Annotated in this window: 23 protein-coding genes; 4 read left to right on the forward strand and 19 right to left on the reverse strand. The window is 74.2% G+C overall.

Annotated elements, in window-relative coordinates:
• Positions 1–140: 140 nt before the first annotated feature.
• From OUQ99_RS16405 to OUQ99_RS16455, 11 genes are all read right to left on the reverse strand, one after another.
• A complete protein-coding gene (locus tag OUQ99_RS16405; RefSeq protein ID WP_267944627.1) occupies positions 141–2,282 on the reverse strand; it encodes a LamG domain-containing protein in 2,142 nt (713 codons plus the stop codon).
• A gap of 294 nt (positions 2,283–2,576) precedes the next feature.
• Positions 2,577–2,984, reverse strand: a complete 408-nt coding sequence (paaI, locus tag OUQ99_RS16410; protein WP_267944628.1) for a hydroxyphenylacetyl-CoA thioesterase PaaI — start codon at positions 2,982–2,984, stop codon at positions 2,577–2,579.
• The gene (gene paaE, locus OUQ99_RS16415) at positions 2,981–4,084 is read right to left on the reverse strand and encodes a 1,2-phenylacetyl-CoA epoxidase subunit PaaE (protein WP_267944629.1); all 1,104 of its coding nucleotides are present in this window, start codon (positions 4,082–4,084) and stop codon (positions 2,981–2,983) included. Before paaE ends, paaI begins: the two co-directional genes overlap by 4 nt.
• Positions 4,085–4,086: 2 nt before the next feature.
• A complete protein-coding gene (gene paaD / locus OUQ99_RS16420) occupies positions 4,087–4,608 on the reverse strand; it encodes a 1,2-phenylacetyl-CoA epoxidase subunit PaaD (RefSeq protein ID WP_267944630.1) in 522 nt (173 codons plus the stop codon).
• Complete coding sequence (gene paaC / locus OUQ99_RS16425) at positions 4,602–5,480, reverse strand: 1,2-phenylacetyl-CoA epoxidase subunit PaaC (RefSeq protein WP_267944631.1); 879 nt, start codon at positions 5,478–5,480, stop codon at positions 4,602–4,604. The genes paaD and paaC overlap by 7 nt, the downstream gene beginning before the upstream one ends.
• 44 nt (positions 5,481–5,524) lie before the next feature.
• On the reverse strand, positions 5,525–5,842 hold the full coding sequence (gene paaB / locus OUQ99_RS16430) for a 1,2-phenylacetyl-CoA epoxidase subunit PaaB (RefSeq protein ID WP_267944632.1): 318 nt from the start codon (positions 5,840–5,842) through the stop codon (positions 5,525–5,527).
• On the reverse strand, positions 5,839–6,816 hold the full coding sequence (gene paaA / locus OUQ99_RS16435) for a 1,2-phenylacetyl-CoA epoxidase subunit PaaA (RefSeq protein ID WP_267944633.1): 978 nt from the start codon (positions 6,814–6,816) through the stop codon (positions 5,839–5,841). The genes paaB and paaA overlap by 4 nt, the downstream gene beginning before the upstream one ends.
• A 97-nt stretch (positions 6,817–6,913) precedes the next feature.
• Positions 6,914–7,702 carry an enoyl-CoA hydratase/isomerase family protein gene (locus OUQ99_RS16440; protein WP_267944634.1) on the reverse strand — a complete coding sequence of 263 codons (789 nt, stop codon included), beginning with the start codon at positions 7,700–7,702 and terminating at the stop codon, positions 6,914–6,916.
• 4 nt (positions 7,703–7,706) lie between these two features.
• Entirely contained in the window at positions 7,707–8,597 is an 891-nt protein-coding gene (locus OUQ99_RS16445; RefSeq protein ID WP_267944635.1) for a 3-hydroxyacyl-CoA dehydrogenase family protein, read from the reverse strand.
• The gene (locus tag OUQ99_RS16450; RefSeq protein WP_267944636.1) at positions 8,594–9,343 is read right to left on the reverse strand and encodes an enoyl-CoA hydratase/isomerase family protein; all 750 of its coding nucleotides are present in this window, start codon (positions 9,341–9,343) and stop codon (positions 8,594–8,596) included. Before OUQ99_RS16450 ends, OUQ99_RS16445 begins: the two co-directional genes overlap by 4 nt.
• A complete protein-coding gene (locus OUQ99_RS16455; RefSeq protein ID WP_267944637.1) occupies positions 9,340–10,575 on the reverse strand; it encodes a thiolase family protein in 1,236 nt (411 codons plus the stop codon). Before OUQ99_RS16455 ends, OUQ99_RS16450 begins: the two co-directional genes overlap by 4 nt.
• 246 nt (positions 10,576–10,821) lie before the next feature.
• On the opposite strand from OUQ99_RS16455, the gene paaK reads away from it, so the two are divergent.
• Entirely contained in the window at positions 10,822–12,180 is a 1,359-nt protein-coding gene (gene paaK / locus OUQ99_RS16460) for a phenylacetate--CoA ligase PaaK (protein ID WP_267944638.1), read from the forward strand.
• Between the two features lie 95 nt (positions 12,181–12,275).
• Here the strand turns inward: paaK and OUQ99_RS16465 are convergent, their stop codons facing one another.
• The 6 genes from OUQ99_RS16465 to OUQ99_RS16490 form a co-directional block, all read right to left on the reverse strand.
• Positions 12,276–13,199: an alpha/beta hydrolase fold domain-containing protein gene (locus OUQ99_RS16465; protein ID WP_267944639.1), complete on the reverse strand. Its 924-nt coding sequence runs from the start codon at positions 13,197–13,199 to the stop codon at positions 12,276–12,278.
• Between the two features lie 172 nt (positions 13,200–13,371).
• On the reverse strand, positions 13,372–14,703 hold the full coding sequence (locus OUQ99_RS16470; protein ID WP_267944640.1) for a transporter: 1,332 nt from the start codon (positions 14,701–14,703) through the stop codon (positions 13,372–13,374).
• Positions 14,700–15,371, reverse strand: coding sequence for a hypothetical protein (locus tag OUQ99_RS16475; protein ID WP_267944641.1), 672 nt, complete (start codon positions 15,369–15,371; stop codon positions 14,700–14,702). Before OUQ99_RS16475 ends, OUQ99_RS16470 begins: the two co-directional genes overlap by 4 nt.
• Positions 15,368–17,551 (reverse strand): hydantoinase/oxoprolinase family protein, encoded by a 2,184-nt coding sequence (locus tag OUQ99_RS16480; RefSeq protein ID WP_267944642.1) that lies wholly within the window; start codon positions 17,549–17,551, stop codon positions 15,368–15,370. Before OUQ99_RS16480 ends, OUQ99_RS16475 begins: the two co-directional genes overlap by 4 nt.
• An 86-nt stretch (positions 17,552–17,637) precedes the next feature.
• A complete protein-coding gene (locus OUQ99_RS16485; RefSeq protein WP_267944643.1) occupies positions 17,638–19,260 on the reverse strand; it encodes an FAD-dependent oxidoreductase in 1,623 nt (540 codons plus the stop codon).
• 150 nt (positions 19,261–19,410) lie between these two features.
• Positions 19,411–20,499 carry a LacI family DNA-binding transcriptional regulator gene (locus tag OUQ99_RS16490; RefSeq protein WP_267944644.1) on the reverse strand — a complete coding sequence of 363 codons (1,089 nt, stop codon included), beginning with the start codon at positions 20,497–20,499 and terminating at the stop codon, positions 19,411–19,413.
• Between the two features lie 208 nt (positions 20,500–20,707).
• Between OUQ99_RS16490 and OUQ99_RS16495 the strand changes: the two genes are divergently transcribed.
• Positions 20,708–21,733, forward strand: a complete 1,026-nt coding sequence (locus tag OUQ99_RS16495; protein WP_267944645.1) for a hypothetical protein — start codon at positions 20,708–20,710, stop codon at positions 21,731–21,733.
• A gap of 150 nt (positions 21,734–21,883) precedes the next feature.
• Here the strand turns inward: OUQ99_RS16495 and OUQ99_RS16500 are convergent, their stop codons facing one another.
• Positions 21,884–23,131 carry an Nramp family divalent metal transporter gene (locus OUQ99_RS16500; protein ID WP_267944646.1) on the reverse strand — a complete coding sequence of 416 codons (1,248 nt, stop codon included), beginning with the start codon at positions 23,129–23,131 and terminating at the stop codon, positions 21,884–21,886.
• Between the two features lie 230 nt (positions 23,132–23,361).
• Entirely contained in the window at positions 23,362–24,195 is an 834-nt protein-coding gene (locus tag OUQ99_RS16505) for an SAM-dependent methyltransferase (protein WP_431061423.1), read from the reverse strand.
• Positions 24,196–24,398: 203 nt separating this feature from the next.
• Between OUQ99_RS16505 and OUQ99_RS16510 the strand changes: the two genes are divergently transcribed.
• Together OUQ99_RS16510 and OUQ99_RS16515 are read left to right on the forward strand one after the other, a co-directional pair.
• Positions 24,399–25,172 (forward strand): nucleotidyltransferase domain-containing protein, encoded by a 774-nt coding sequence (locus OUQ99_RS16510; protein ID WP_267944648.1) that lies wholly within the window; start codon positions 24,399–24,401, stop codon positions 25,170–25,172.
• A gap of 579 nt (positions 25,173–25,751) precedes the next feature.
• On the forward strand, positions 25,752–26,501 hold the full coding sequence (locus OUQ99_RS16515) for a hypothetical protein (protein ID WP_267944649.1): 750 nt from the start codon (positions 25,752–25,754) through the stop codon (positions 26,499–26,501).
• Positions 26,502–26,597: the final 96 nt, after the last annotated feature.

The following is a 26,597-nucleotide window of genomic DNA, read 5'->3' on the forward strand; positions in this document are numbered from 1 at the left end:
CAGGGCGTCTCCCCACCGGGGAGGGAAGAAGGACCGTCCCCCATGGGACGCACCTCCTCCCCCGCGTGTTCGCGGTCGGGGACGCCACGAACGACAGCGGCCGGGGTGGGCCCGTCGGCGACGGGCCCACCCCGCCGGGCTCACACCGGGGGCCGACCGAACCTGATGTGGGTGATGTCCTGCCGCAGTGCCACTCCCTGGTGCACCTGGGCCAGGCCGAGCGCTCCGGTCCAGGCACGCTCGACGCCGCCGGCGTGGCCGGCTCCGCCGATGACGACGTCCCCGTCGGCGTGCCAGGACCCTTCACGCGTCGTCGTTCCCGCGAGCTGTCCGTCCACGTAGAGCTCCAGCGTGCCGACGGTGTGGTCGTAGACGCCGAGGATGTGGACCCACCTACCGGTCACGGCGAAGGTGTCGGAGAGGACCCGGTGCGCACCGCCGCCCCCGCCGGCGTCCTCCGAGGCCGTCTCGAAGACCCACCGGCGGCTGTCCGCGTCGTACCCGAGCGCGAACCCCGAGGTGTGTTCGCCGCTCTGTGACAGCGCCACCGCGTCGGCCTCGCCATCGTCCAGACGGACCTCGGCCGAGGCCGTGAAGCTGCGATCGGTCCGCACGGCGGCCCCGTCGGTGCGGAAGTGCTCGGCGAGCGCGCCGTCCAGCACGACGGCGGGGGCGAACCGGATTTCGGAGTAGGTGGCGTCCCACACCGTGGCGGGATCGCCGTGCAGCGTCGCGTCGAGCCCGTGGTCGGTGCTGTCGGCAGCCGCGGGACCGTCGTACTCGTCCAGCAGCCACACGCCCTCCTGGACGACGGGCCTGTTGGCGTACTCCCAGACCTCCGATCGACCGGTGCTCGAATCGACCAGTGCCTCGTCGGAGAGGACGCGTTCCCAGACGATCACGTCGTCGACCGCCCCCGGCCAGCCGAGGACCGATCCGCCCTGCCCCGTGCCGCCGCCGATGGCGAAGGCTCCCCCGGCGTTCCACGCCGACGCGTGGTCCGCTCCGCCCTGGTGGACGCCGTCGACGTAGAGGTCGATCCTGTCCTCCGCGGGGTCGTGGGTCGCGAGCAACCGGGTCCAGGCACCCGTCTCGGCTGCTTCCCGGGAGAGGACCTGACGGTCGAACTCGGCGTCCACGTCGTCGGCAGACGTCTGCCGGAAGGCCCAGCGCCGCTCGTGCGCGTCGTAGCCGAGCTGGAATCCGCTGACGTGCTCACCGTCCTGGGAAACGGCGACGGCGTCCTCACCGGTGTCGTCCAGCCGCACCCAGGCCGTCACCGTGAACGCGCCGGAGGTGTCGACGACGGGCCCCTCCGTGCGGAGGTGGCCGTCGGACGTCACCACCGACGCCCCCTCCAGTCGGTGGGTGCCGCCGCGTGTGCCCGCCCTGCCCCGCGCCCAGTCGATGGCACCGGTGCCCTCGGCGGTCCTGCCCCTCACCATGGAGTCGTGTGCGGTGGAGTCCCCGCCCTCGTCGAGGGGGAAGTAGGCGACGGGGTCGGCGTGCGGCGCGACCCAGAACTCGTAGACCCTCGCGCACGGAGACGAATTGCCGTAGGCGTCCACGGAACGCGCGTGGATCGACCGGGGGCCGGACCTTTGCGGTGTGATCCGAACCGTGGCCTCCCCACCGGGCTCCTTCAGTTCCACCCGCGTGGTGCAGATGTTGTCGTCGACGGAGTAGTAGACGGCGACCGCGTCATCCACGCCGTTGGCGTCGAACGTGAAGTCGCCCGACCGCCCAGGTGCACCGTGGAACCTGTTGTCGGCGGGGTAGTCGTCGGACGTGACGGTCGGCGGCGCCGCGGGCTTGCTCGTGCTGATCTCGATCCAGCACCGGTCGGACCACTCTCCCCACGCCCGTGTGTCGTGGCCACGGGCGCGGTAGCCGATCAGGACCTCTTCGGGCAGGTCCCTCGCGGTGATCGAGTGCGTCACGGGGGGACCGCCCGGAGCCTGCGAGACGTACGCGGAGTCCGAGCTGCCGAGTGGCTCCTCGGAGCCTTCGAGGCCCCATTCGAACTGTGCCTTGACCTGCTGTGACACCGTTTCCGCGTCGGGGTCGGAGATGCCTCCGCTCAGGGTGAGCGTAGTGCTGTTGAGGAGGGTGGGATCGGCCGGGTCCGTCGAGCAGGCCTCGCCGCGCGCGGTGAGCGTGGAGGTCTCCGGCCGGCCCGGGGGGCGATTGTCCTCGGCCAGTGCGGGGGACTGCCCGAGAAGGGAGAGGGCCAGTGCGAGGGCGGCCGCGGCCGCCGTCGTACAGGTCAGGGAACGACGCATGTGGGGGATGCCCGTCTGGCTGGGGCCCGCGTACGGGCTTCGAAACAGAACAGGAAGAAATTACCCAGAACCCCACATAGGCAACAAGAGTCGCTTTTCGCCCACAAGGTCCGACACTCGCCCTGACATCGGAGTAAACCCCCGCCCCCGTGTCCGGTCATGGCCACCGGACCGCCGGGCCCGGGAGGAGGCGGGCCGCCGGCAGCGTCACGGGCCCCGGCGCGTCCCCCCGCACGCCCACGGGGGCCGGGCCCTGATCGGCCCGGCCCCACGTGTGTCGGGTCCCCTCTCGCGTCAGGTGCGGCCGGGCAGGGTGCGGCTGCGCCCCCGGAACTCGGCGACGACCTCCTCGCCCCGGCGCACGGTGACGTCGTAGAGGCCGCTGCGGCCGAACAGCGTCCGCTCCTGGGCGGTGGCCACGAGCTCGTCGCCCTCGTGAGCGGCGGCCACGAAGGTCACGTCCGCGCCGGAGGCCACCGTCACCCCTCCCCCGTCCGTGTTGCACGCGCAGGCGAAGGCGGTGTCGGCGAGGGTGAACACGTATCCGCCGTGGGCGATCCCGTGCCCGTTCACCATCATCGGGCCGACGGTCATCTCCACGACCGCGGTGCCGTGGTCGGCCCGGACCAGGCGCATCCCCAGGTTCTTGGACGCGCGGTCGGCCTCGAACATCCGCCAGGCGGTCTCGTTGCGGGCGCTCACGAGTCGAAGTCCACGGTCACGGTGTCGGTCTCGGGGACGGACTGGCAGGACAGGGCGTACCCGGCCTCCACCTCGGCGTCGCTGAGCGCGTAGTTGCGCAGCATTCGCACCTCCCCCTCGCAGACCCTCACCCGGCAGGTCCCGCACACGCCGCCCTTGCAGGCGAAGGGCAGGTCGGGGCGGTAGCGCTGGGCCGCGTCGAGCACAGGTACGCCGCGCGGCAGGGTCAGGGTGCTGGTGCGGCCGTCCAGGACGACGGTGACCTCGCTGGAGGGCCCCTCCACCCCGGGCTCCTCGTGCCTGGTCTGAGGGGGCGGCTCCGCACCCTCGACGAAGAACAGCTCCTGGTGGATGCGGTCGCCGGGCACGCCGCGGCCCTCCAGGACCTCCCTGGCGTCGGTGACCATCCCGTAGGGCCCGCAGAGCCACCAGTGGTCGGCGGCGTCGGCGGCGACGACCGTGTCCAGGAGCGCCTCCAGCTTCCCGCCGTCCAGGCGCCCGGTGAACAGGTCGGCCTCGCGCGGCTCGCGGGAGAGCACGTGCACCAGCTCGAAGCGGTGCCCGTACGCGTCCTTGAGGTCGGCCACGTCGTCGGCGAACATCACCGTGTCGCTGCGGCGGTTGCCGTACAGCAGGGTGACGTGGGACCCGGTGCGGCGCAGCAGGGACGAGGCCATCGACAGCACCGGGGTGATGCCCGAGCCGGCGGCGATCATCACGTGGCGGGCCGAGGCGCCCAGGTCGGGGCTGAAGCGTCCGGTGGGCGCGCCCACCTCGACCTCGTCGCCCGGCCGGACCTCGTTCACCAGCCATCCGGAGAACAGGCCGTCGGGTACCAGGCGCACGCCCACGCGGGGGGCCTCCCCGACGGGGGCGCAGATGGAGTAGCTGCGCCGTTCCTCCACGCCGTCGACCTCGCGGCGCAGGGTCAGCGACTGCCCGGGGGCGAACGCGTACTCCTCGGCCAGGTGGTCGGGCACCTCGAAGGTGACGGCGACGGCGTCGTCGCACAGGCGCTCGACGGCGGCCACGCGCAGCCGGTGGAAGGCGCCCCGGCGGCGCGGCGGGGCCTGCCCGGCGTCGGTGACGGGTGTGGTCACTGTCAGATCTCCTTGACGTGCTCGAACGGTTCGAGGCAGGACCGGCAGCGGTGGAGCGACTTGCAGGAGGTCGCGCCGAACCGGGACAGTTCCTCGGTGTCGGCCGCGCCGCACAGCGGGCAGCGCGGAACGGTGCGGGTGGGCATCAGGGTCAGCGGCACGGGCCCCGGCGCCCGGCGGGGCGCCCCGCCGGGCGGTGAGATGCCGTTCTCGGAGAGCTTGCGCCTGCCCTCGTCGGTGATCCAGTCGGTGGTCCAGGGCGGGGACAGCTCGGTGCGCACCTCCACCCGGTCGAAGCCCGCGCCGCGCACGGCCCGGTCCACGTCGGCGCGCATCTCGGCCAGCGCAGGGCAGCCGGAGTAGGTGGGGGTGATCCACACGGCCGCGGTCCCGTCCTCCTCGATCTCGACCCGGCGCAGGATGCCCAGGTCGGCGAGGGTGAGCATGGGCAGTTCGGGGTCGGTGACCGCCGCGGCCGCCGCCCGGGCGCGTTCGGGGCCGGTGGTCCGGTCCGTGGCTACCATGTCGCCTCCGGGTGCTCCCTGGCCACCTTCTGGAGTTCGTCGAGCAGCGGGGCGAGGAGTTCGGTGTGCCTGCCGTCGCGCCCGGCGGTGGCGCTCTCGGGGAAGGGCGCGGGGGCGTCCAGCGTGGCCTCGACCAGCACCCGGGCGAGGACGGCGTGGACCTCGTCGCGCACGGTGGCCGGGTCCACGCCCACGCCCTGGCCGGCCAGGCGCGCCTCGACGGAGTGGGTGGCGAAGAGTTCGCCGGTGAGCGGCCACACGGCGGCGACGGCCTCGGCCGTGCGCTCGCGGGAGTAGGGGGTGCCGTCGCCCAGGCGGAGGGTCCAGGAGACCGCGTACTCGCGGTGGTAGGCGAGTTCGTTGACCGCCTTGGCGGCGATCGCGGCGAGCACGGGGTCCTTGCTGTCCGTGAGCCGGGCGAACAGGGCGAGCCGGGAGCTGGACAGGGCCAGCAGGGTGACCACGGCCCGGGCGAAGTCGCCCCGGGGGGCCTCGGCCAGGTGCACGTTGCGGAACTCGGTGGGGCCCCGCCGGTAGGCGAAGGCGTCCTCGTCGCGGCCGGTGCCGTCGGCCTGGCCGGCGCGGGCCAGCAGCAGGCGCGCCTGGCCGAGGAGGTCGAGGGCGATGTTGGCCAGCGCCACCTCCTCCTCCAGTTCGGGCGCGTCGGTCACCCATTCGACGAGGCGCTGCGCCTGGACGAGGGCGTCGTCGCCGAGCATCTGGCAGTACAGCGCGAGGTCGCCGCCGTCCACCCCCGCGGGAAGGGTGGTGTCCACGCCCGCGAGGGCGTCGGTGAAGCCGGTGCCGAAGGCCCAGCGGGCGTCGCCGCCGTGCTCCTCGGTCAGGGCCGTGAAGATGGTGTCGCCACTCATGGTTGTTTCCTTTGGCCTCGTGTTCCCCGGTCCCGTCGTCCGCGCTAGATGTGCGGGACGTCCTCGGGGATGGGGTAGAAGGTCGGGTGGCGGTAGACCTTGTCACCGCTGGGCGCGAAGAAGGGGTCCTTCTCGTCGGGGCTGGACGCGGTGATGTCCTGCGCGAGCACCACCCAGATGCTGACGCCCTCGTTGCGGCGGGTGTAGAGGTTGCGGGCGTTGTGGAGCGCCATGGTGCGGTCGGGCGCGTGCAGGGAGCCCACGTGGACGTGGTTCAGGCCGCGCTTGCCGCGGACGAAGACCTCGTAGAGGGGCCACTCGGGGCGGGCCGCCCCGGTGGCGCCGGTGACGTCGTCGCTCATACCGTGGCCTCCTCGGCGCTCTGGTGCTTCCTGGCGTAGGCGGTGGCGGCCTCGCGGACCCACGCGCCCTTCTCGTGGGCGGCGCGGCGGCGCGCGACGCGCTCGGCGTTCTTGGGGCCGGCTCCGGAGACGACCTGCTTGAACTCGACCCAGTCGGGCTCGCCGAAGTCGTAGTGGCCGCGCTCCCCGTTCCAGGCCAGTTCGGGGTCGGGGAGGGTGACGCCCAGCTTCTCGGCCTGGGGGACGCTCATGTCGACGAACTTCTGGCGGAGGTCGTCGTTGGTGTCGCGCTTGATGCGCCAGGCCATGGACTGGCGGGTGTTGGGCGACTCGGCGTCCGGCGGGCCGAACATCATCAGGGAGGGCCACCACCACCGGTCGACGGCGTCCTGGACCATCCGGCGCTGGCCCTCGGTGCCCTCCATCATCCGCATGAGCAGTTCGTAGCCCTGCCGCTGGTGGAAGGACTCCTCCTTGCAGATGCGCACCATGGCGCGGGAGTAGGGGCCGAAGGAGCTGCGGCACAGCGGGACCTGGTTGCAGATCGCGGCGCCGTCGACCAGCCAGCCGATCACGCCGACGTCGGCGAAGGTCAGCGACGGGTAGTTGAAGATCGAGGAGTACTTCTGGCGCCCCTCGATGAGGCGCTCGGTCAGGTCGGCGCGGTCCACGCCGAGGGTCTCGGCCGCGGCGTACAGGTACAGGCCGTGCCCGGCCTCGTCCTGGACCTTGGCCAGCAGGATGGCCTTGCGCCGCAGGCTGGGCGCGGAGGCGATCCAGTCGCCCTCGGGCTGCATGCCGATGATCTCCGAGTGGGCGTGCTGGGAGACCTGGCGCACCAGGGTCCTGCGGTAGGCCTCGGGCATCCAGTCACGCGGCTCGATGCGCTGGTCGGCGGCGACCTTGGCGTCGAACTCCGCCTGGTGTTCCAGGTCTGCGCCGGGGGGCGTCTCCTGGGCCGTCACGGTGGACATTGATCGTTCCCCATTCATAACCGAACGTTCGGTCAGTAATTAGTATCCCCGGATTCCCCCGCCCGGGCAAGTCCCCGGGGCGGGGGGATCCCCCAGCTCAGCCGCCGCCGAAGGTCGGGGCCCGCTTGGCCAGGAAGGCCTCGACCGCCCCGGCGTGGTCCGCGGTCATCCCGAGCTGGTTCTGGAGGTCGGCCTCCTCCTCCAGCAGCTCGGGCAGGTCACGGGCGCCGTCGGCGGCCGAGCGGACCTCGCGCTTGGCGGCCACGAACGCGCTGGTCGGGCCCGAGGCGAGCAGGGCGGCGACCTCGCGGGCGCGCCCCTCCCAGGCGTCGTCCTCCACGACCTCGGTGACCAGGCCCAGCTCCAGGGCGCGGTCCGCGCCGACGACGGTGCCCAGGAGCATCAGCTCCATGGCCCGCGCCTGTCCCAGCGACGACACCAGGCGGTAGGCCAGGCCGGAGTCCGAGGCCAGCCCGATGCCCGTGAAGGCCGTGCCGAACTTGGCCCTGCGCGCGGCGATGCGCACGTCCCCGGCCAGGGCGAACCCCAGTCCGGCCCCGACGCACGCCCCGCCGATCCCGACCACCACGGGCACCTGGATGCCCTCCAGGGCCAGCACGATCGGGTTGTAGTGCTCGCGCACCGTGGTGAGCGCCTGGCCCGGCTCCTCCTCGAGGATCCGCGCGTGCTCGGCCAGGTCCTGGCCCACGCAGAAGGCCTTGGCCGACCCCAGCAGCAGTACGGCGCGGGCCGTGGTGGAGGCCGCCGCGCCCCGGAGCGCCGCCAGCAGCTCCTCCTTGACCTCGCGGGTCAGTGCGGGCCTGTTCAGGCGCACCGTGGCGATCCCGTCGGCCTCGACGAACTCCGCCGCCCTCTGTTCGCTCAACGCTCTATTCTCCCTCGTCCCAGGTGTGGAAGCCCTGGCCGGTCTTCTTGCCGAGCTTTCCCTCCGCGACCATACGGCGCAGCAGCTCCGGGGGCGCGAACCGGTCCCCCAGCTCGGAGGCCAGGTGTTCCGCGATGGCCAGGCGCACGTCGAGCCCGACCAGGTCGGTGAGCCGGAGCGGCCCCATCGGGTGGCGGTAGCCCAGCTCCATGGCGGTGTCGATGTCGGCGGGGGAGGCGACCTCCTCCTCGACCATGCGGATGGCCTCCAGGCCGAGCGTCACGCCCAGGCGGCTGGTGGCGAACCCGGGTGCGTCCCTGACCGCGATCTCGGTCTTGCCCAGGGCGCCGACCCAGCCGCGCACCGACTCCAGCACGGCGGGGTCGGTCCCGGGGGCGACCACGATCTCCACCAGCTTGGAGGCGGGGACCGGGTTGAAGAAGTGGGTGCCCAGGAAGCGGTGGGGGCGCTGGAGCGCGGCCGCGAGTTCGGTGACCGACAGGGAGCTGGTGTTGGAGGCCAGGACGGCGTCCTCGCCCACGGCCGCCTCCGCGGCGGTGAGCACGGCGATCTTCAGCTCCGGCCGCTCGGGCACGGCCTCCACCACCAGGCCGGTGTCGGCGGGGATGGCGGCGGTGTCGGTGACCGTGCGCAGCCGGGCCAGGTAGGCGGCCGGCTCGGCGTCGATCCTGCCCCGGGAGCGTGCCCCCTCCAGACCGGCGGCCACCCGGGCGCGGCCGGCCCCGGCGGCCTCGGCGGTGGCCTCGACCAGGACCACGTCCGCGCCCGCCGTGAGGAACTGCTGGACGATCCCGGCGCCCATGGTGCCGCCGCCGACGACGGCGACGACCGCGGGGACGCCCGCCCCGGCGGCGCTCTGCTCGTGGGTGCTCAACGCTTCTTCCTCTCCAGGAAACGGGTCATCCGGTCGTGCTTGTCGGCGCTCTCGAACAGCACCGCCTGCGCCATGTCGTCGGCCAGCGGGTGCGCCCCGTCGGCGTCCAGGACCAGCTTGGTCATGCGCAGGGCCGGTGCCGAGGAGGCCGCCATCCGGTCCAGGAGGGCGTGGGCGCTCGCGCGCAGCTCCCCGGCCGGGACGATCTCGGCGACCAGGCCGTGGCGCAGGGCCGCCTCGGCGTCCAGCCGGAAACCGCCCAGCAGCACCTGTTTGGCGACCGAGGCGCCGACCAGCTCCCGCAGCCGCCAGCACGCGCCGGCCCCCGCGATGATGCCCAGTCCCGGCTCGGGCTGGGCAAAGACTGCGGTGGGCGTGGCGAGCCGGATGTCGCACGCGTAGGACAGCTCTGCCCCGCCGCCCAGCGCCCACCCGTCCACGGCGGCCACGGTGGGCGCCGGGAGCCGGTGCAGGCGCTCGAACAGGCGGCTGTTGATGCCGGCCATCGCCTCCTCGCGTCCGCGTTCGCGCAGCTCGGCGATGTCGGCGCCGCCCGCGAACACGCTCCCGTGCCCGGTGAGCAGCAGCGGCCTGGGGTCGGCCTCGATCTCGGCGCACACCTCGTGCAGCTCGGCGATCATCCGTGCGTTGATGGCGTTGCGCGCCTCGGGGCGGTGCAGCTCGACCACCACGCGGTCCTCGCGGCGGTCGACGAGGAGCGTCCCGAAGTCCTGGCGGGCGCTCACGGGCGCTCCACCAGGAGGGCGACGCCCTGGCCGACGCCGACGCACAGGGTGGCCAGTCCGCGCCGGGCGTCCTCGCGCTCCATGCGGTTGAGCAGGGTGACGAGGATGCGGGAGCCCGAGCTGCCGAGCGGGTGGCCCAGGGCGATCGCGCCGCCGTCGGCGTTGACGATCCCCTCGTCCATCCCCAGCTGTCGCACCACGCCCAGGGACTGGGCGGCGAAGGCCTCGTTGAGTTCGGCCGCACCGATGTCGCCGACCGTCCAGCCCGCGCGGTCCAGGGCCTTGCGGGTGGCCGGGACGGGGCCCAGCCCCATGAGCTGCGGGTCCACCCCGGCGGAGGCGGAGCCGACGACGCGGGCGCGGGGGGTGAGGCCGTACTCGCGGACGGCGTGCCCGCCGGCCAGGACGAGGGCGGAGGCTCCGTCGGAGAGCGAGGAGGAGTTGCCGGCGGTGACGACGCCGCCCTCGCGGAAGACGGGCCGCAGCCTGCCCAGGCTCTCCATGCCGGAGTCGGGGCGGGGGCCCTCGTCGGCGGTGACCTCGTGGGTCCGGCCCTTGCGGTCGGTGACGGTGACCGGGACGATCTCCGCGTCGAAGCGCCCGGCCCCGGCCGCGGCGACGGCGCGCTCGTGGCTGCGCAGGGCGAAGGCGTCGCACTCCTCGCGGGTCAGGCCCTCCAGGAGGGCGACCTCTTCGGCGGTCTCGCCCATGGACAGCGTGTAGCGCAGGTCGGTGGGCGCGGCGCCGGCGGGGACCCGCGCGTCGGCCTCGGTGAAGCGCGGGTTGGTGAAGCGCCAGCCCAGGGAGGTGTCGGCGACCTCTCCGGGCTTGGCCCAGGGGGTGCCGGGCTTGGCCATCACCCAGGGGGCGCGGGTCATGGACTCGACGCCGCCCGCGACGACCACGTCGGCCTCCCCGGCGCGGATGGCCTGGGCTGCGGAGGAGACGGCGGTCAGCCCGCTGGCGCAGAGCCGGTTGACGGTGTAGGCGGGGACCCGGGGGTCGAGTCCGGAGAGCAGCACGGCCATGCGTGCCACGTTGCGGTTGTCCTCGCCGGCCTGGTTGGCGGCGCCGAGGATCACCTCGTCGACGGCCTCGCCGGGGACGCCCGAGCGGCGGACCGCCTCGGCGACGGCCGTGGCGGCGAGGTCGTCGGGGCGGACGGCGGCGAGGGCGCCGCCGTAGCGGCCCTGGGGGGTTCGCACCCCGTCGACCAAGTAGACGTCGCTCACGTGCGTCCTCCCGTGTTGGCGGCAGTGGCCTGCGCCACCGCCATCTGTGAAATCATCGACACTTCTCCTTGACATGCTCGCCCGGAGACTGCGTTAATGCATTAGTAACCGAACGTTCGGTCAGTAAGCAAGTCGGGTCCCCCCGCACAGGGCCCGCACCACATCCACGACCGCGCGGCCCCCGCCCACCCTCCCCCCGGGCCTGCCGGCCCGGCGGGTTCCCGCGCACAGTACACGGAGAGGCCCATGGCAAGCCACGACACCACCACGCAGTCGGCCGGTGCCGCCCCTCACCAGCGCCTCGGGCAGGCGCCCGCACCCGACCTCCTGGACCCGGCCGAGCGCATGGGTGTCGACGAACTGCGCGCCCTCCAGCTGAGGCGCCTGCGGTGGACGCTGGACCACGCGTACGCCAACGTGCCGCTGTACAGGAAGAAGTTCGACGAGGCCGGGGTGCGCCCCGCGGACCTGCGGACGCTGGAGGACATCGGCCTCTTCCCGCACACCACCAAGGCCGACCTGCGCGACAACTACCCCTTCGGCATGTTCGCCGTCCCCCAGGAGCAGGTCAGCCGCATCCACGCCTCCAGCGGCACCACGGGCCGCCCCACGGTCGTGGGCTACACCCGCGAGGACATCGACACCTGGGCCACGGTCGTGGCCCGCTCCATCCGCGCGGCGGGCGGGCGGCCCGGCCACAAGGTCCACGTCTCCTACGGCTACGGGCTCTTCACCGGCGGCCTGGGCGCCCACTACGGCGCCGAGAAGCTCGGCTGCACGGTCATCCCGGCCTCCGGCGGCCAGACCGCCAAGCAGGTCCAGCTCATCCAGGACTTCCGGCCCGAGATCATCATGGTCACCCCCAGCTACATGCTGACCCTGATGGACGAGTTCGAGCGCCAGGGCATCGACCCGCGCACGACCTCCCTCAGGATCGGCATCTTCGGCGCCGAGCCCTGGACCGAGCAGATGCGCCGCGAGATCGAGGAGCGCTTCGACATCCACGCCGTCGACATCTACGGCCTGTCCGAGGTCATGGGACCGGGCGTGGCCAACGAGTGCGTGGAGACCAAGGACGGCCTGCACGTGTGGGAGGACCACTTCTACCCCGAGGTCCTGGACCCCGTCACACAGGAGGTCCTGCCCGACGGGCAGAGCGGCGAGCTGGTCTTCACCTCGCTCACCAAGCAGGCGATGCCCGTGATCCGCTACCGCACCCGCGACCTGACGACGCTGCGCCCGGGCACCGCCCGGCCCATGCGCCGCATGGACAAGGTCACCGGACGCAGCGACGACATGATCATCCTGCGCGGCGTCAACGTCTTCCCGACCCAGATCGAGGAGATCGTCCTGGGCCTGGACGGGCTCGCCCCGCACTTCCAGCTGGTGCTCACCAAGGAGGGCCGCCTGGACCGCATGGCCGTGCGGATCGAGGCCGCCCCGGACTGCACCGCCGAGCGCCGCACCGCCCTGAGCCGGGAGATCGTCGCCACGGTCAAGGACAGGGTCGGCGTGAGCGTCACCGTGGACGTCGTGGACCCCGAGCAGATCGAGCGGTCCGTGGGCAAGTTCCGGCGCATCGTCGACCAGCGGCCCCGGGCGTAGGCGGCACGCCCCACGGTCCTGCGCGCGCACGCCGGCGGCCGTCGGCGTGCGCGCGCCGCCCGCGGAAGACGGGCCCGGCGCCGGGCCCGCGGGCCCTACCCCGGCGCCGGAAGCGCCCGTGCGACGTGGGAGGCGATCAGGCGGTAGGTCTGCCGGGCCGCGTCGTCGTCGCCCACGTCGTAGCCGTGGTCGCGGCCGGCGACCTCGTGCAGGGCCGCGAGCGCGCCGGCCCCGTCGAGCCGGCGGGCGTAGCGGCGCCCCTCCTCGCGCAGGATGTCGTGCTCGGCGACGATGACGAGGGCGGGCGCGATACCGGTGAGGTCCGCGGTGTCCCGCGGCCCCGCCGGGGAGGCCAGCCGGTGGCCCCGCTCCGCCGGATCGGGCAGGTAGGAGGAGTTGAAGACCTCGCCCATCCAGGGCCGCAGCAGGGGACGGTCGACGACCGAGGGCTTGTCCCCCGCCGCCACGGTCATGTCCAGCGGCGGGTAGTGCAGCACCTGCAACCCGACCAGGGACTCGCCGGCCTCCAGGTCCAGCCGCGCCGCCGCCGCGGCCAGGGCGCCTCCCGCGCTCTGCCCGCCGACCACCAGGCGCGACCCGTCCCAGCCGTGCTCGCCGCCGTGGGCCGCCGCCCACCGCACGATCTCGTGCGCCTGGCGGGCCGGGGCCGGGAACGGGTGCTGTGGCGCGACCGCGTAGCCGACGTTGAGCACGACCGCCCCGGCCTCGGCCGCCAGCGCGCGGCACAGCGGATCGTCCATCTCCGTCCACCCCAGCACGAAGCCCCCGCCGTGCAGGTTGACGTACACCGCCGGGGGCCGGGGAGCGGGTCCGGGGCGGTGGACGGTGACGCGCGCCGGACCGTAGGAGGTGGGGACGGTGAGCGCCTCGGTCCTTCGGGGGTACTCGGGAAGCCTCGCGTGCGCGCGGCGGGTCGCGGGTCCCGCCGCGAGCGCCATGCCCGCCTGCATCGACCGGGCCACCAGGCGCGCGAACGGGGGGCGGCTCAGGATCGTCATGGCGCGCCACGCTACCAGCGCGGCCGCGGTCCGGTGGGCCGATCGGCCCACCGGCGGGCTCCCCTGCGGCGCCGGCCCTCCGGGAGGACCGGGGCGTCAGCGCGGTGACGTGCCCCGGCGGACGGGCCCGGGAGGCCTCGCCCCTTCCGGGCGGGGCCCGCCGCCGGGCGGCTCACCGCAGGTAGAGGAACGCGGTGAGGGCCAGGCCGGCGACGGCGACCGCCCACGTGTAGGGGAGCGTGGAGAGCATGGAGCGCTCGGGGCGGACCCCGGCGTACTGCGAGGCCCACACCGTCTGGGTGCTGGTGGGGTCCGAGACGCCCAGGACCTGGCCGTAGGAGGCCATCATGCCCAGCACCGCCGGGGCGGGGTAGATGCCGCCGGAGATGAGCACCCCGGCCACCCCCGCGCCGAGGCCGAAGATGTTCATCGGACCGCGGTAGAGGGCCAGCGGCACCAGTGCGGCGAAGACCAGGACGAACAGCCACGGGCTGCCCGGACTGATCGCGGTGACCACGGGGCTGAGCGCCTGGACCGCGCCGGGCAGGTTCACCGCGGCGAGGAGCATCCCGATCGCGATGAACAGGACGATGGGCGGGGCCGCCACGTCGAACGCCTGGTAGAGGGTGCGCAGCGCGGTGCTCGTCATGTCCCGCCAGGGCACGGCGGTGAGCAGCGCGTAGACGACGCCCGCGATCAGCGAGGGCACGATGGGGATCTCCAGCCCCAGCGCCAGCACGATCGGGACCAGGGGTGTGACCAGCGCGTACCAGGGGGCGTCCCCGCGGCGGCGGCGCCGCTCGGCGGCGCGTGCGCGCCGGCCGGCGGGGCGGCCGGGGCCCCCGCCCCCGGCGGGCGCGGGGACGCGCACCGCCCACGTGTGCCGCGCCCCCTTGCGGCGCATCTCCACGAGGATGTAGGCGAGGCCGCCGACCAGGGCGATCGGGAACATGCGCAGCTGGAAGTGCTGCACCGTGGAGACCGGGACGCCGATGGCGTCGGACAGGAACTGCCAGTTGATCAGCTCCAGGGGGAGCCCGGCGGCGATGCCCACCAGGACGGTGCCCGCCGCGACGGTGGGCGTGACCCCGACCGCGATCATCGCCGGGATGCCGACGACGCCCGCGAGCATCGCCGCCGGGGCCGAACCCGTGATGGCCCCGCACAGGATCGCGACCAGGAACACGCCGACCGCGACCACGGAGGGGCGCTCGCCGCCGAACTCCACGATCTTGCGGACGAGCGTCGAGGCGATCCCCGCCTCCGACATCAGCGTGCCCAGCCAGCAGCCCAGCAGGATGGCGACCATGGTCGCCGCCAGGCGCGGAGCCCCCTCCTGGACGACCGTGCCGACGACGCTGCCCTCCTCCCCGGTGAGGGGCGCCCCCGCGATCAGAGCGACGGCGACGGACAGCAGGACGAGGGCGAAGGCGGTGGGGAGGCGGCGCGTCAGCATCAGGCCGACGCCCACGGCCATGGCGAGAAGGATTCCCAGGGCGGTCACGGGCGGTCTCCGGAGGTGGTTCTCGGGCCCGGACCGTGCTGGTCCGGGCCCCGGTGGGCGAGGGTGGCGGCGATGGCCGCGGTGAGCGCGAGCGGGCTCCGGCGGAGCGCCCCGCGCCGTCCGGCGTAGGCGTGGGCGGCGATCTCGTCCGCGCCGGCGACGTGCCCCCGCACCCGCAGGGGCCCCAGCCTCAGCGCCGTGTGGCCGAGTCTGCGGCGCAGCTCCCGGCCGTGGCCGCGGTGCAGCATGCGGTGGGCCTCCTCGTGGGCGAGCGCCGCCCCGCGCAGCGCGGCGCGCGGGTAGTCCCGGCCCCAGCCCGCCGCCTCCGCCACCCCGCGGGCGTAGTCCAGGGCGTCGGCGTAGACGATCACCCGGTCCCCCGCGGCCCGGTGGAGGTACTCGGCGAGCAGGACCTCGCCGGGGCGCAGGCCCCCGGTGGCCCTGTCGGTCACCTCGGCCCCCGCTCCCCCGGGCCCGGCGGGCCCCGCGCGGGCGGTGTCGGCCAGCTCGCGCCCGAAGGCCAGGGCGGTGCGCGCCCAGTCGCGCAGCTGCTCGGGGTCGCGGCCCTCGTGCGTGGGGGTCAGGGCCAGGAGTTCGGCGGCCAGGTCCTCGTCGGAGGCCGCCGAGATGCGGCCGTAGTCGGCCCCGGGGCGCGGCGGCGCGGTCATCGGCGTGTCTCCATCAGGGCGATCACCGTCTCGTCGGGGCCGCGGCGGCCGATCTCGGTGGCCGCGAGCGCCAAGAGGTGGCCGGGGTCCATGACCCCCGACAGGTCGGCGAGCTTGGGGCCCAGCAGGAGCCACACCGCGGGCGGGACCGCCCCTCCGTCGCCGTAGGCGGTGCGCTCCGCCACCAGGTCCCTGAGCCTTCCCTCCGCCTCCGCGGCGGTCAGGGTGTCCACCCGGGCGTCGGCGCTGTGCAGGCGCACGACGCCCTCGGCGTCCACGACGCGCACGTGGGCGCGCTCCCGGGCGAAGCGGCCGAACGGCCCCCCGGGGCGGCGGAGCAGGCCGAAGACCCGGTACCAGCCGTTGGAGGCGTACTCGGTGACGGCCCCCGGGTCCGCGCCGAGGCTGGCGGCGGCCGCGGCGCGGGCCGCGCCGGCGTCCGTGACGGCGGTGCGGTCCTTGGTGCGCAGCTCGGTGGCGCCCGTGGCGACGGCGGTGACGAGGTTGCGCTGCGGGTCGACGGTGACGTCCACCTCCACCCCGGAGGGGTCGGCGCCCTGCGCGAGCACCGCCTGCTCGGCCTCGGAGCGCACGGCGAGCACGTCGGAGTGGGTGGCGCCGGGGATGATGCGCTCGACGGACTCGCGGACCAGTGCGAGGGCCACTCCGAGGGGGCTGATGACCTCGCTGTGGGCGGCGATGCGGGACCGCATGCCCGTGCGCTCGCCCAGGTAGGGGGTGACGGTGGCGGCGCCGCCTCCCCCGCCGACGAGGTCGCACACGTCGCGGTCGAGACCGTAGTCGCGCACGAGGGCCTCCACGACGGCGCTGACGCGCTCGGTGGCCCGGTGCAGGACGGCGCGCGCGGCCCCGTCCACGTCGACCCCGAGGGCGCGTGCCAGCGGGGCCAGGGCGGCCCGTGCGGCGCGGGCGTCGGAGCGGGCGTAGTCGCCCTCGGGCACCAGCCCGGCGGCGTTGGCCGCGCAGGTGACCGTGAGGGCGAAGCGCCGTCCGCCGGTGTCCAGGACGGCGTAGTCGGCGGGGTCGGAGGCCAGCGGGCTGACCCGGACCAGCCGGGCCCCCTCCAGTTCGGCCGGGTCGGCGAAGCAGGCGTAGGGCAGGCCCGCGATGTGGGCGCTGCGGGGGCCCACGTCCGTCAGGGCGGCCCCGCCGGACCCGTCGCCTCCGGACAGGCGCACGAGGGAGCCGCCGCCCACCCCGACGGTGCGCACGTCCAGGGCCGACAGGTAGGTCTCCTTGCCCCCCAACTCGGCGTGCCTGATCTGCACGCGCCCGCGCCGGATCACGCTGACGTCGGTGGAGGTGCCTCCCGTCTCCAGGAAGACGCCCTCGCTCACCTTCTCCCCCATGAGGGCTCCCGCGACCCCGGCCGCGGGTCCGGAGAGCACCGTCAGGAGGGGTCGGCTGCGCATCTCGGCCAGGGACATGACCCCGCCGTCGCAGCGCATCACCATCAGCGGCGCGCTCACCCCGGCCTTGAGGATGCTGCTCTCGACGAGGTCGGCGGTCCTGAGCATGCGGGGCATCACCCCGGCGTTGAGCGCGGCGGTGCGGGCCCGCTTGCCCAGGCCGTAGAGCTGGGTGATCTCGTGGGTGGCGGTGACGGGGACGCCCCGCAGCTCGGCCGCCGCCCGGACGGCGGCCTCGCCCCTGGGGTCGTCCACGCTGAAGGGTTCGACCGCGACCACGACCTCGGCGCCCTCGGCGAGCACCCGGTCCACGCCGGCGAGCGCGGCCGCGGCGTCCTCGGGGTCCCGGAGCGCGGTGTAGCGGACGGGGAGCCGGTGCCCGGAGTCGAGTCTGAGCTTGCCCAGGGAGCGCAGGCGCCCGGTGGCGAACGCGTCGTAGCCGGTGCCGATCCCCACGATGCCGATGGTGGCGACGTCGCCCTCCAGGAGGGCGTTGGTGGCCTGGGTGGTGCCGTGCGCGAGGAAGCCGACGTCGTCGGCGCCGACGCCGATGTCGTCGAGCAGGCGCTCCAGCGCGGTCATGATGCCGTGGGCGACGCCGTCGGCGTGGTCGTGGCTGGTCGGCACCTTGACCTGGCCGAGGAGGGCGAACGTGGTGGCGCTGACGGCCACGGCGTCGGTGAAGGTGCCCCCGACGTCGATGCCGACGCGTACGGGGCCGCGGGTGGGAGGTGGGGTCGGGTCGATCATCGTCGCCCCTTCGGGGAGTGCGTGGGGAGTGGGAGGTACGGGGCGCCGCCGGCCGGGCGGGGTGCGGTCGGCGGCGCCGAGGGGTGTCAGTAGCCGCGGACGTCGGGCCAGTGGCGTTCGACGCCGGTGCGGTCCAGGAGGGCGGTGAAGGCCTCCAGGAGGTCGGCCTTGTCGCGGACGGCGTGCGGTGTGGTGCCCTGCTCCAGGGCGAAGGCGGCGAGCCGTCCGGCCGCCTCGCCGATGTTCCACTCGACGGGGTGCAGCCGGAAGCAGCCGTTGGTGATGTGGGTGGTGCCGATGTTCTTCGCGGCGGGGAGCAGGTTGGTCTCCCGGGCGGGCAGGAGCGCGCCCAGGGGGATCTCGAACGGGACGCTGGCGATGTCGACGTAGGTGTCGCCGCCGGTGGAGGGGTGCAGGTCGATGCGGTAGCTGCCGATGCCCACGGAGTCGTGGCGCCGGACGATGCCGTGCGGTCCCACGAGGTCGAGGGACACGTCGTGCTCGGTGACGGTGGTGACCGCCCTGATGCGGCGGGACTCGCGGACGTAGGCGGCCTTGGCCAGCCCGCCCTCCGCGCCGGTGACGTCGGGGCGCGGTCGCAGTCCCGGGAACCCGGTTCCGCCGTCGGGCCGCGGCGCCTCGGTCTGGAGCCAGTACAGGACCGACAGGGACAGCTGGCGGGCCTCCTCGTGGGCCTCGCGGACGGTCGCGGCGTCCACGACGCCCTCGATCTCCAGGGCGGGCTTGAGCCAGTAGTCGTTGAGCGGCCAGTTGACCAGGGTGATGTCGGAGTCGAACGCGCCGGGGCGGTGCATGCCGCGCGCCAGGATGCGGCGGAAGCCCCACAGCTCCTTGTCCCCGGCGTCGGCGCTCTGGTCGGCGGCCACGGCGAGGGGGTCCACGTCGGGGTTGGGGACGAACGTGCGCCGGGAGGGCTCCAGGGTGCGCGGGTCGGGCGCGGCGAAGCCCAGCAGGGGGCCCGGCCAGAAGTCGGGCCGGTAGGAGCGCCAGAAGTCGTACATGCGCGGGCGCTCGATCGTGTGGTCCTCGCCCTCGTGGTGGGAGACGGCGAAGCAGTACGTGATGCCCTGGAGGTTGGCGGGGTCGGCGGTCTCGGGTGCGTGCGGCTCGCCGTGCTCCGACCTGGCCTCCGCGCCGGTGACGTGGTCGATCCCCGCCATCGGCAGGAGGTCGCCGTTCTCCGTGGCGTCGAGGACGTAGTCGGCGGCGACGGTGTGCCTCCGGCCCCGCGCGTCCTCCAGGACGACGGAGTCCACCCGGTACCCGTCCGTGCGCGCCTCCACGGGACGGTGCCGTTCGAGCACGGTGACGCGCCCGGCGGCACGGTGGGGGGCGAGCATCTCCTCCAGGACGGCCAGGGCGACCCGGGGCTCGTGGCAGAGCTTGCTGACCCGGCCGGCGCCGGGGTTGAGGGTGCGGGAGGCGGCGGCCTCCGCGCGCAGCGGGTAGGCCCGGCGGTAGTGGTCGCGGATGCCCTCGCGCAGGCGGCGGTAGGAGGCGGTGGCGCCGAACTGCTCGATCCAGGGGTTCTCGTCGGGCGGGACGGCCTGCGAGGTGAGCTGTCCGCCGATCCAGTCGGTCTCCTCGGTGAGGACGACGCGGCGGCCGGAGTCGGCGGCGGCCAGCGCGGCGGCCACGCCGCCCAGTCCCCCGCCCACGACGAGGATCTCTGTACGGGTCTCGGTCATCGTGTGCCTAATTCGTTCGTAAGCGGTTCCAGACAGCTCTGCTGAAGGACTGCTGGACTGGTCCAGGACGGATCTGTTTCGTGGTGGCCGCGTGGGCACCGGGCCGACCCCTGTCGGTTCCCGGCCCGGCGAGGCCACCTGAGATGTCTCTCAGGTGTGCTTCTTCGGCGGGCGGGGGGCGGCGATCGTGCCGCCCTCCACCGGTTCGCAGGGCAGCAGGCGCCGGGTGGCTGCCCCGGGGGAGCCCGCGATCAGCTCCAGCAGCAGGCGGACGGCGTCGCGGCCCATCTCGCGCATGGGGACGTCGAACCCGCTGAACGCGGCGCCCCCGCCCGGGGCGCGGCCCCGGGTACCGGTGGCCGCGCCGAGCACCGCCAGGGACAGGTCTCCGGGACAGTCCAGGCCCGCCCGGCCCACGGCCGCCCCGAGCCCCGCCAGGGCGGCCCCGGTGTCGGTCTGCTCGACGACGACGGCGGTGACGCCCTCGGCCAGCCAGCCGCCCAGCAGGGCGTCCGCGTCGGCGCCGTCGGTCGGCGCGACCAGGCCCCGGGTGTCCAGGCCGGCTTCGCGGGCGCCCTTCAGGACACCCTCCTCCCGGTCGGCCGAGGCCGGCGCCTGGTCGTGTTCGCGCAGGTAGCGGATCTTGCGGTGGCCCGCCGCGACGAGTCGCGCCACGACCTGCGCCGACGCCGGGACGTAGTCGGCGCCGACGTAGGGGACGCCGGGCTCGTCCCGGCGGCCGATGTAGACGAAGGGGAATCCGTCCTCGACCAGGCGCCGGATGGGCTCCTCCGGCACGTGGCGCCCGAAGAACAGGCAGCCGTCGGCGACGCGGACGCGCCGTACCGCGGCCGGGTCCTGCGCCCGCGCAGCGGCGCGGGCGGAGCCGGTGAACAGGATGAGGTCCTGCCCCTGGGCGGCCGCCTCCTCCTCCACCCCGGCCAGGACCGGGTAGTAGGAGTGGGCGACGTCGGTGGGGAACGTGGTGCTGAAGGTGTACAGGCCGAGCATCGCGTTGCGCGCGGAGGCGAGCCGCGTGGCCACGGGGTCGGGCACGTAGCCGAGTTCCTCCGCGGCGTCGAGGACCCTCTGCCGGGTCTCCCTGGCGAGCGCCATGCCCGAGGGCGTCCCCCGCAGGATGAGGGAGACGGCGGCCTGGGAGACGCCCGCGACCCGCGCGATGTCGGACTGGCGGGGCCTGCGGCGCCCGGCGGCCCTCTCCCGGCTTGCGTCGGTCACCTGTTCCTCCTCTGATACGGCGTCCTAATGCGCATTAGTCCATGACTGTGAGCCGCGCCACGCGGTATGTCAAGAGGTGTCGGCCGGATTTCCGACCGATGGCCATGGAGTTTCACTAATACGTATTAGGTCCTTGACTGACGCATCGTCCCTGGCAGAGACTCTGGACCTCGGAGCACCCCCCGACACGCTCCGGAAGGGAACCGTCATGTCCGACGCACACTCCCCCGACACCCCGGCCCCGGGCGTGGGCCGCAGGACCGCGCTCCTGGGCGCCGGGGCCGCCGCGGCCGGGGCCCTCCTCGCCCCCGGCCTCCTCGGGCCGGCGCCCGCGGGCGCCGCCCGCACCGCCCCGGTCCTGCCCCGGTACACGTTCCTGCGCGAGGCCCTGGACACCTCGTCGCTGGCCTACAACCCGACGGGGGAGCTGATCTTCCCGTGCCTGCGCGGCACCGCCGGGAGACTCTCCGGCGCCCCCGGCCGCTTCCTGCTCTACTACGCCCCCCACGACGCGCCCGGCGGCATCTGCCTGGCGTACGCCGACAGCCCGGAGGGCCCCTTCACCGAGCACCCGGGCAACCCGATCGTGTCCCGCACCTGGTCCCCGCACTACTCGGTCAGCCACGTCTCCTCGCCGCACGTGATGTGGAACGCCGAGCACCGGGAGATGTGGCTGTACTTCCACGGCGAGAACACCACCACTCGCCTGGCGCGCTCGCGGAACGGGATCGACTTCGACTACCAGGGCACCGTCCTGACCACGGCGATGGTGCCGGGCACCACGGAGGCCTCCTACGCCCGGGTCTTCGAGCACCCCCTGCCCGACCGGGGCGCGCGCTACGTGATGGTGTTCATGCGCAACAGCACGGGCGGCAACCGCTCCATCGGGTGGGGGTGGTCGGCCGACGGCATCACCTTCGACTTCGACCCCCGGCCGCTGGTCTCCCACTCCTCCGTGGGGGTGGCGAACCTGTCCGGGCCCCATGTCCTCGAGCGGGGCGGGAGCACCTACGTCGCCTACCACACCGACCGGGGCGACATCCGCCTCACCGAGGTCGGGCGGGACTTCTCCCTGCGCAACCACCTGGGCGTGGTCCACAGCCCCCTGGCTGGGCCGCCGGACTCGGGCCGCAGCGCGGCCCCCTCCTACGGGTCCGACGGGGGCACGCAGTACATGTTCTACGAGGCGGGCCACCGCCTGGGGGCGACCATCGCCATCGCACGGGCCGGGTGAGGCCGCCCGCGGACGCGGGCACGGCCGCCCGGACGGGATCGGGCGGCCGTGCGGGCCCGCTCCTCCGCGTCCCCGGCTCTCCCCTCCCGCCCGGTCCGCCCGGGCGGGAGGGGAGAGCCGGGGCCTGGCCTCCGCCGGCCCCGGCGGGGGTCAGGCCCCGGCGACGATCCCGTAGAGCTCGTAGCAGCACAGGACCACGAAGAGCGAGCCCGCCAGGGCCAGCCCGGTGTTGCTGATCCAGCCGTTGCGCCATTCGCGGGGGGTGCGGGAGGAGTTGAGCAGCCACATCAGGGTGAACGCCAGGAACGGCATGAAGAACGCGCCCAGCACGCCGTAGGCGATGATCAGCTGGAAGGGCCTGCCCACCAGCAGCAGGAGCATGGGCGGGAAGGTCAGCCACAGCATGTAGCCGCGGAAGGCCCAGCTCTTCTCGTTCTCCACGGGATCGGTGTCGGTGCGCCCCCGCACGTGGTTGACGAAGTCCGCGAAGAGCAGGCTCACGCCGTGCCACACGCCGATGATGGAGGAGTAGGCGGCGGAGAAGAAGCCGACGAGGAACACGGTCGCCACGAACCCGCCGAACCGCTCGCGCAGGATGTCGCCCAGTTGGAGGAGCCCCTGGTCGCCCTGCTCCAGCGCGATGCCGCTGGCGTACAGGAGTTCGGCGCCCACGACGAGCATCGCGACGACGAAGACGCCGGTCGTGACGTAGGCGACGCGGTTGTCCAGCCGCATCATCCTCATCCAGCCGGAGTCGCGCCAGCCCTTCGCGTTCACCCAGTACCCGTAGGCCGCCATGGTGATGGTGCCGCCCACGCCGCCGACGAGGCCCAGGGTGTAGAACACCGACCCCTCCGGGAGCAGGGGGACGAGCCCGCGCAGGGTCTGGCCGATGTCCGGCCCGACGTAGAGGGCCAGGCCCACCACCGTCACGAACATGACGCCGACCAGGACCGTCATGATCTTCTCGAAGACCGCGTACCGGTTGAACCAGACGATCGCCAGCCCCGAAACGCCCGCCAGGACCGCCCACAGCTCCAGCGGGAGCACCGGGAAGAGGGTGGCCAGGGGCAGGGCCGTCGCGGTCATCGCGCTCGCCCCGTAGACGAAGCCCCAGATCACGATGTAGGGGGCGAAGTAGACGGTGGTCCACTTCCCCATGCTGCTCCACCCGTCGAAGATGGTGCGCCCGGTCGCCAGGTGCCAGCGCCCGGTGGCCTCCGCCAGGGAGATCTTCACCAGGCAGCCGACGATCGTCGCCCACAGCAGGGCGTAGCCGAAGCGGTTGCCCGCGATGAGTGTGGCGACCATGTCGCCAGCGCCGACGCCCGTGGCCGCGACGACGATGCCCGGCCCGAGCTGCTTCCAGGTCGCCCTGCGTTGTTCGGTGGCCGCCACCGGCCCCTCCTTCGTGCGGGGACGGAGTCCGCCCGTCCAGTGGCAAGAATGTAGGGGGTGTGACGCACGGTACAAAAGGGGCGACGCTTCCCCCGGGGGTTCCGTGGCGCAATCGATACGCCCGGAGGGCCGCGGGGCGGGGGCGCGCGGCGCGGACGGCCCGCCGGCGGGCCGTCCGCGGCGGCGTCCGGGCCCCGGCCCGCGGGAGGCCCCCGCCCCGGGCCGCGCCCCTACCCCTTGCGGGCCACCCCGCCGTACTCGGCCACCGGTCGGACCTCGCCCACCTCGGTGGGGCCCGGGCGCCACAGGGAGCAGGAGACCACGCCCGGCTCCAGCAGCTCCAGGCCGTCGAAGAGCGCCGCGATGCCCTCGGCCGAGCGGATGGTGATCTTGGGGGTGCCGCGCTCGTTCCACGCGGCCGCCACCTGGTGGGCGCGCTCGTGGTCGATGTCGTCCGTGGGGTGGGACACGACCAGGAAGCTCCCCGGCGCGAGCGCGTCGAGGAGCCGGTCCAGGACCGAGCGGACCTCGCCGTCGTCGGCGACGAAGTTCACCACGCCCAGCAGCATCAGGGCCACGGGCTCCGACAGGTCCAGGGTCGCGGAGGCCGCGCTCAGGATCGCGTCGGGGTCGCGCAGGTCGGCGTCCACGTAGTCGGTCGCCCCCTGGGCCGACCCCGTCAGCAGCGCCCGCGCGTGCGTGAGCACGAGCGGGTCGTTGTCCACGTAGACGACCCGCGCGTCCGCGGCCACGGACTGGGCGACCTCGTGGGTGTTGTTGTGGGTCGGCAGGCCGGTGCCGACGTCCAGGAACTGCCGGATCCCCTCCTCCTTCGCGAGGTGGGTGACCGTGCGGACGAGGAAGGCGCGGTCCGCGACCGCGTTGTCCACGATCTCCGGGAAGAACGAGCGGATCTGCTCGCCCATCTCCCGGTCCACCGGGTAGTTGTCCTTGCCTCCCAGCCAGTAGTTCCAGATACGGGCGTTGTGGGGGACGGAGGTGTCGATCCTGGGGGCGGGACCCTCGGAAGTCACGGGGGGCACGGAAGGCCTCTTTCTGTGCATGTCGCTCGGAAGCGCCCGAAAAGGGGCGCTACGCGGACAAGTAAACGGTCCCGGGGACCGGCGGGCAACTACCGAACCGCCCGAATCCCCCGCCCCACAGGCCTCCCCCACCCCCGACCGCCGAAAAGGAGTCGAACCGCCCGCACTCCGGCGGATAGGTTGCCCACACCCCCCTTCCGCACAGCGACGACCAGGAGCCGCAGGTGAAGCACTCCGCCCCCGAGTACGCACGCATCGCCGAGAAGGGCACCGTCCTGCGCTGCCAGGTGGGATCCGGCGTCCACGGGGTCGCCCTCGACGGACAGAACGACCGCGACGAGATGGGCATCTGCCTCGAACCGCCCGAGTACGTGATCGGACTGCGCGCCTTCGAGCAGTACGTCTTCCGCACCCGGCCCGAGCACTCCCGCTCCGGCCCGGGCGACCTCGACCTGACCGTCTACTCTCTGCGCAAGTGGATGCGCCTGGCCCTGGACGGCAACCCGACCGTCCTGCTGCCCCTGTTCGTCCCCGACGGCGAGATCGTCGCCGTCACGGACACCGGCCGCGAACTGCGCGCCTGCGCCGACCGCGTCCTGTCGCGCCGGGCGGGCCACCGCTTCCTCGGCTACCTGCGCGCCCAGCGCGAACGCATGGAGGGCCTGCGCGGCGGCAAGCACACCAACAGGCCGGAGCTGGTCGACGCCTACGGCTTCGACACCAAGTACGCCTACCACATGGTCCGGCTCGGCATCCAGGGCGTCGAACTCATGGAGACCGGGCGGCTGACCCTGCCGATGCCCGGCCCCGACCGCACCTGGCTGCTGGAGCTGCGCCGCGGCCAACACAGCCGCACCGAGGCCCTCGAGCGCGCCACGGAGCTGGAGGAGCGGCTGGTGTGGCTGTGCGACCACGCCGACCTACCCGAGGAGCCCGACCGCACCTGGGCCGACCGCTGGCTGGTCGACGCCTACCGGAGGTCCTGGGACGCCCGCTGAGGACCCCGCCGCCACTCCCCGCGACCCCGCCGACCAGTACGGGCACCCGCCGGGGAACCGGCGCCGGGTCGAGATAGGGTGAGCCACCGAAGAGGCACGCGGCGCGCCCGGCCCACCGGGCGTCGACCGCGCGGCGGACACCGCGCGCGGTGTCCGGGAACAACAAACGTGAGGAAACACCATGGTCGGAACCATCGCCTTTGTGCTCATGGTCGTGAGCCTGTCGATGATGCTCATCGCCGGCATCATCCCCGCGTTCATCAAGACCCGCTGACCGGCGGCGGGTGCCGCCCCTCGGGCGCACCCGCCCACCCGGCTCCCCGGCCGGCCGCCGCACGGCGGTCACCGGGTCCCGGCCGCCGACACTCCCGTGCCGGACGCCGCACGGCGGTCACCGCCCACCGAGGACAGGGTCCGCACCGGACGCCGCCGCCCGCGGCAGGACCGCTCCCCCGGTCGGCGACGGGGCCCGCCGACCGCGGCGGACTCCCCCGCACCCCTCGCCCTTACCACGCGGACCGGACAACCTCACCCCCCGGGGCATGGCCGCGAACGGCCCGATCCTGGAACCTCGTGGTCATGGCGAGGACAACCGGCCGCGCGCTCCCCTGCGGCGGCCCCACCCTGGACCACGGACGCTGCCGCCGCCGACGCCTGGTCCCGCCCTGCCGGGACCACACCCCCCACGCCCTCTCCCGCCGCAGGGCCGCGCCGCCCTGGCCCGCGCCTCCCACCGTGCTGCGCACGCCCCGCCCCCGGGGCGTCCCCCTCCTGCCGCTGCTGGCCTCCCCCTGGCCCGCCCCCGCCCACTCCGCCGCCGGCGCCGAGCAGGCCCGGCGCTGGCTGACCCCGCGCACCCGCGCCGCCCTGGACTGCTTCGCCTCCCTGGTCCCCGCCGCCCAGTGGAACAGGGTCGCCTCCTCCCGCTCGCGCGCCGACTGCCCCGCCCTCGAAGCCCTCGCCCGCGCCTGCGAGTCCCCGCGCGCCGTCGCGGTCGGCGCCCTGCACCGCGTCGCGGAGCACGGCTTCGCCGACCTGCCCCGCACACACGAGCACCGGATCGCGCGCACCCTGGCCCACGCCAAGGAGAGCCAGGTCAGCACCCGCTCCTTCAACCGGGCCCGCGTCGAGCACCTCGGCCCGCACCTGGAGGACATCGCCCTGTCCCTGCGCCTGCTCGGCGTCCTGGCGTGCCTGTCCCAGGGACGCGCCCCGTGGTGCCCCTGCCTGGACACCCTCCTGCGCCGGGGGCCGCTCCCCGCCCCCTGCGCGGTCTTCTCCCTGGCGACCCGCTTCGCCGGTTCCCACGGCCTCGACCCCACGGCCTGAGCCCGGCCGCGCCCGGCGGCCCCCACCGGTTCGGCCCCCGCCCCGAGCGCACCCCCGGGGCGAGAGCTCCCCGCGGCCCGGGTGCCCGGGAGGGCG

It is taken from the genome of Streptomonospora nanhaiensis, assembly GCF_026642255.1.
Lineage (GTDB): Bacteria > Actinomycetota > Actinomycetes > Streptosporangiales > Streptosporangiaceae > Nocardiopsis > Nocardiopsis tropica.

What these genes read in the sequence shown, in the direction of transcription:
- OUQ99_RS16505 (WP_431061423.1), bottom strand. Translation starts at nt 24,195, where the DNA reads ATGCACAGAAAGAGGCCTTCCGTGCCCCCCGTGACTTCCGAGGGTCCC.
- OUQ99_RS16515 (WP_267944649.1), top strand. Translation starts at nt 25,752, where the DNA reads ATGGCGAGGACAACCGGCCGCGCGCTCCCCTGCGGCGGCCCCACCCTG.
- OUQ99_RS16480 (WP_267944642.1), bottom strand. Translation starts at nt 17,551, where the DNA reads ATGATCGACCCGACCCCACCTCCCACCCGCGGCCCCGTACGCGTCGGC.
- paaB (WP_267944632.1), bottom strand. Translation starts at nt 5,842, where the DNA reads ATGAGCGACGACGTCACCGGCGCCACCGGGGCGGCCCGCCCCGAGTGG.
- paaA (WP_267944633.1), bottom strand. Translation starts at nt 6,816, where the DNA reads ATGTCCACCGTGACGGCCCAGGAGACGCCCCCCGGCGCAGACCTGGAA.
- paaK (WP_267944638.1), top strand. Translation starts at nt 10,822, where the DNA reads ATGGCAAGCCACGACACCACCACGCAGTCGGCCGGTGCCGCCCCTCAC.
- OUQ99_RS16475 (WP_267944641.1), bottom strand. Translation starts at nt 15,371, where the DNA reads ATGACCGCGCCGCCGCGCCCCGGGGCCGACTACGGCCGCATCTCGGCG.
- paaD (WP_267944630.1), bottom strand. Translation starts at nt 4,608, where the DNA reads ATGGTAGCCACGGACCGGACCACCGGCCCCGAACGCGCCCGGGCGGCG.
- OUQ99_RS16485 (WP_267944643.1), bottom strand. Translation starts at nt 19,260, where the DNA reads ATGACCGAGACCCGTACAGAGATCCTCGTCGTGGGCGGGGGACTGGGC.
- paaC (WP_267944631.1), bottom strand. Translation starts at nt 5,480, where the DNA reads ATGAGTGGCGACACCATCTTCACGGCCCTGACCGAGGAGCACGGCGGC.
- OUQ99_RS16405 (WP_267944627.1), bottom strand. Translation starts at nt 2,282, where the DNA reads ATGCGTCGTTCCCTGACCTGTACGACGGCGGCCGCGGCCGCCCTCGCA.
- OUQ99_RS16465 (WP_267944639.1), bottom strand. Translation starts at nt 13,199, where the DNA reads ATGACGATCCTGAGCCGCCCCCCGTTCGCGCGCCTGGTGGCCCGGTCG.
- OUQ99_RS16495 (WP_267944645.1), top strand. Translation starts at nt 20,708, where the DNA reads ATGTCCGACGCACACTCCCCCGACACCCCGGCCCCGGGCGTGGGCCGC.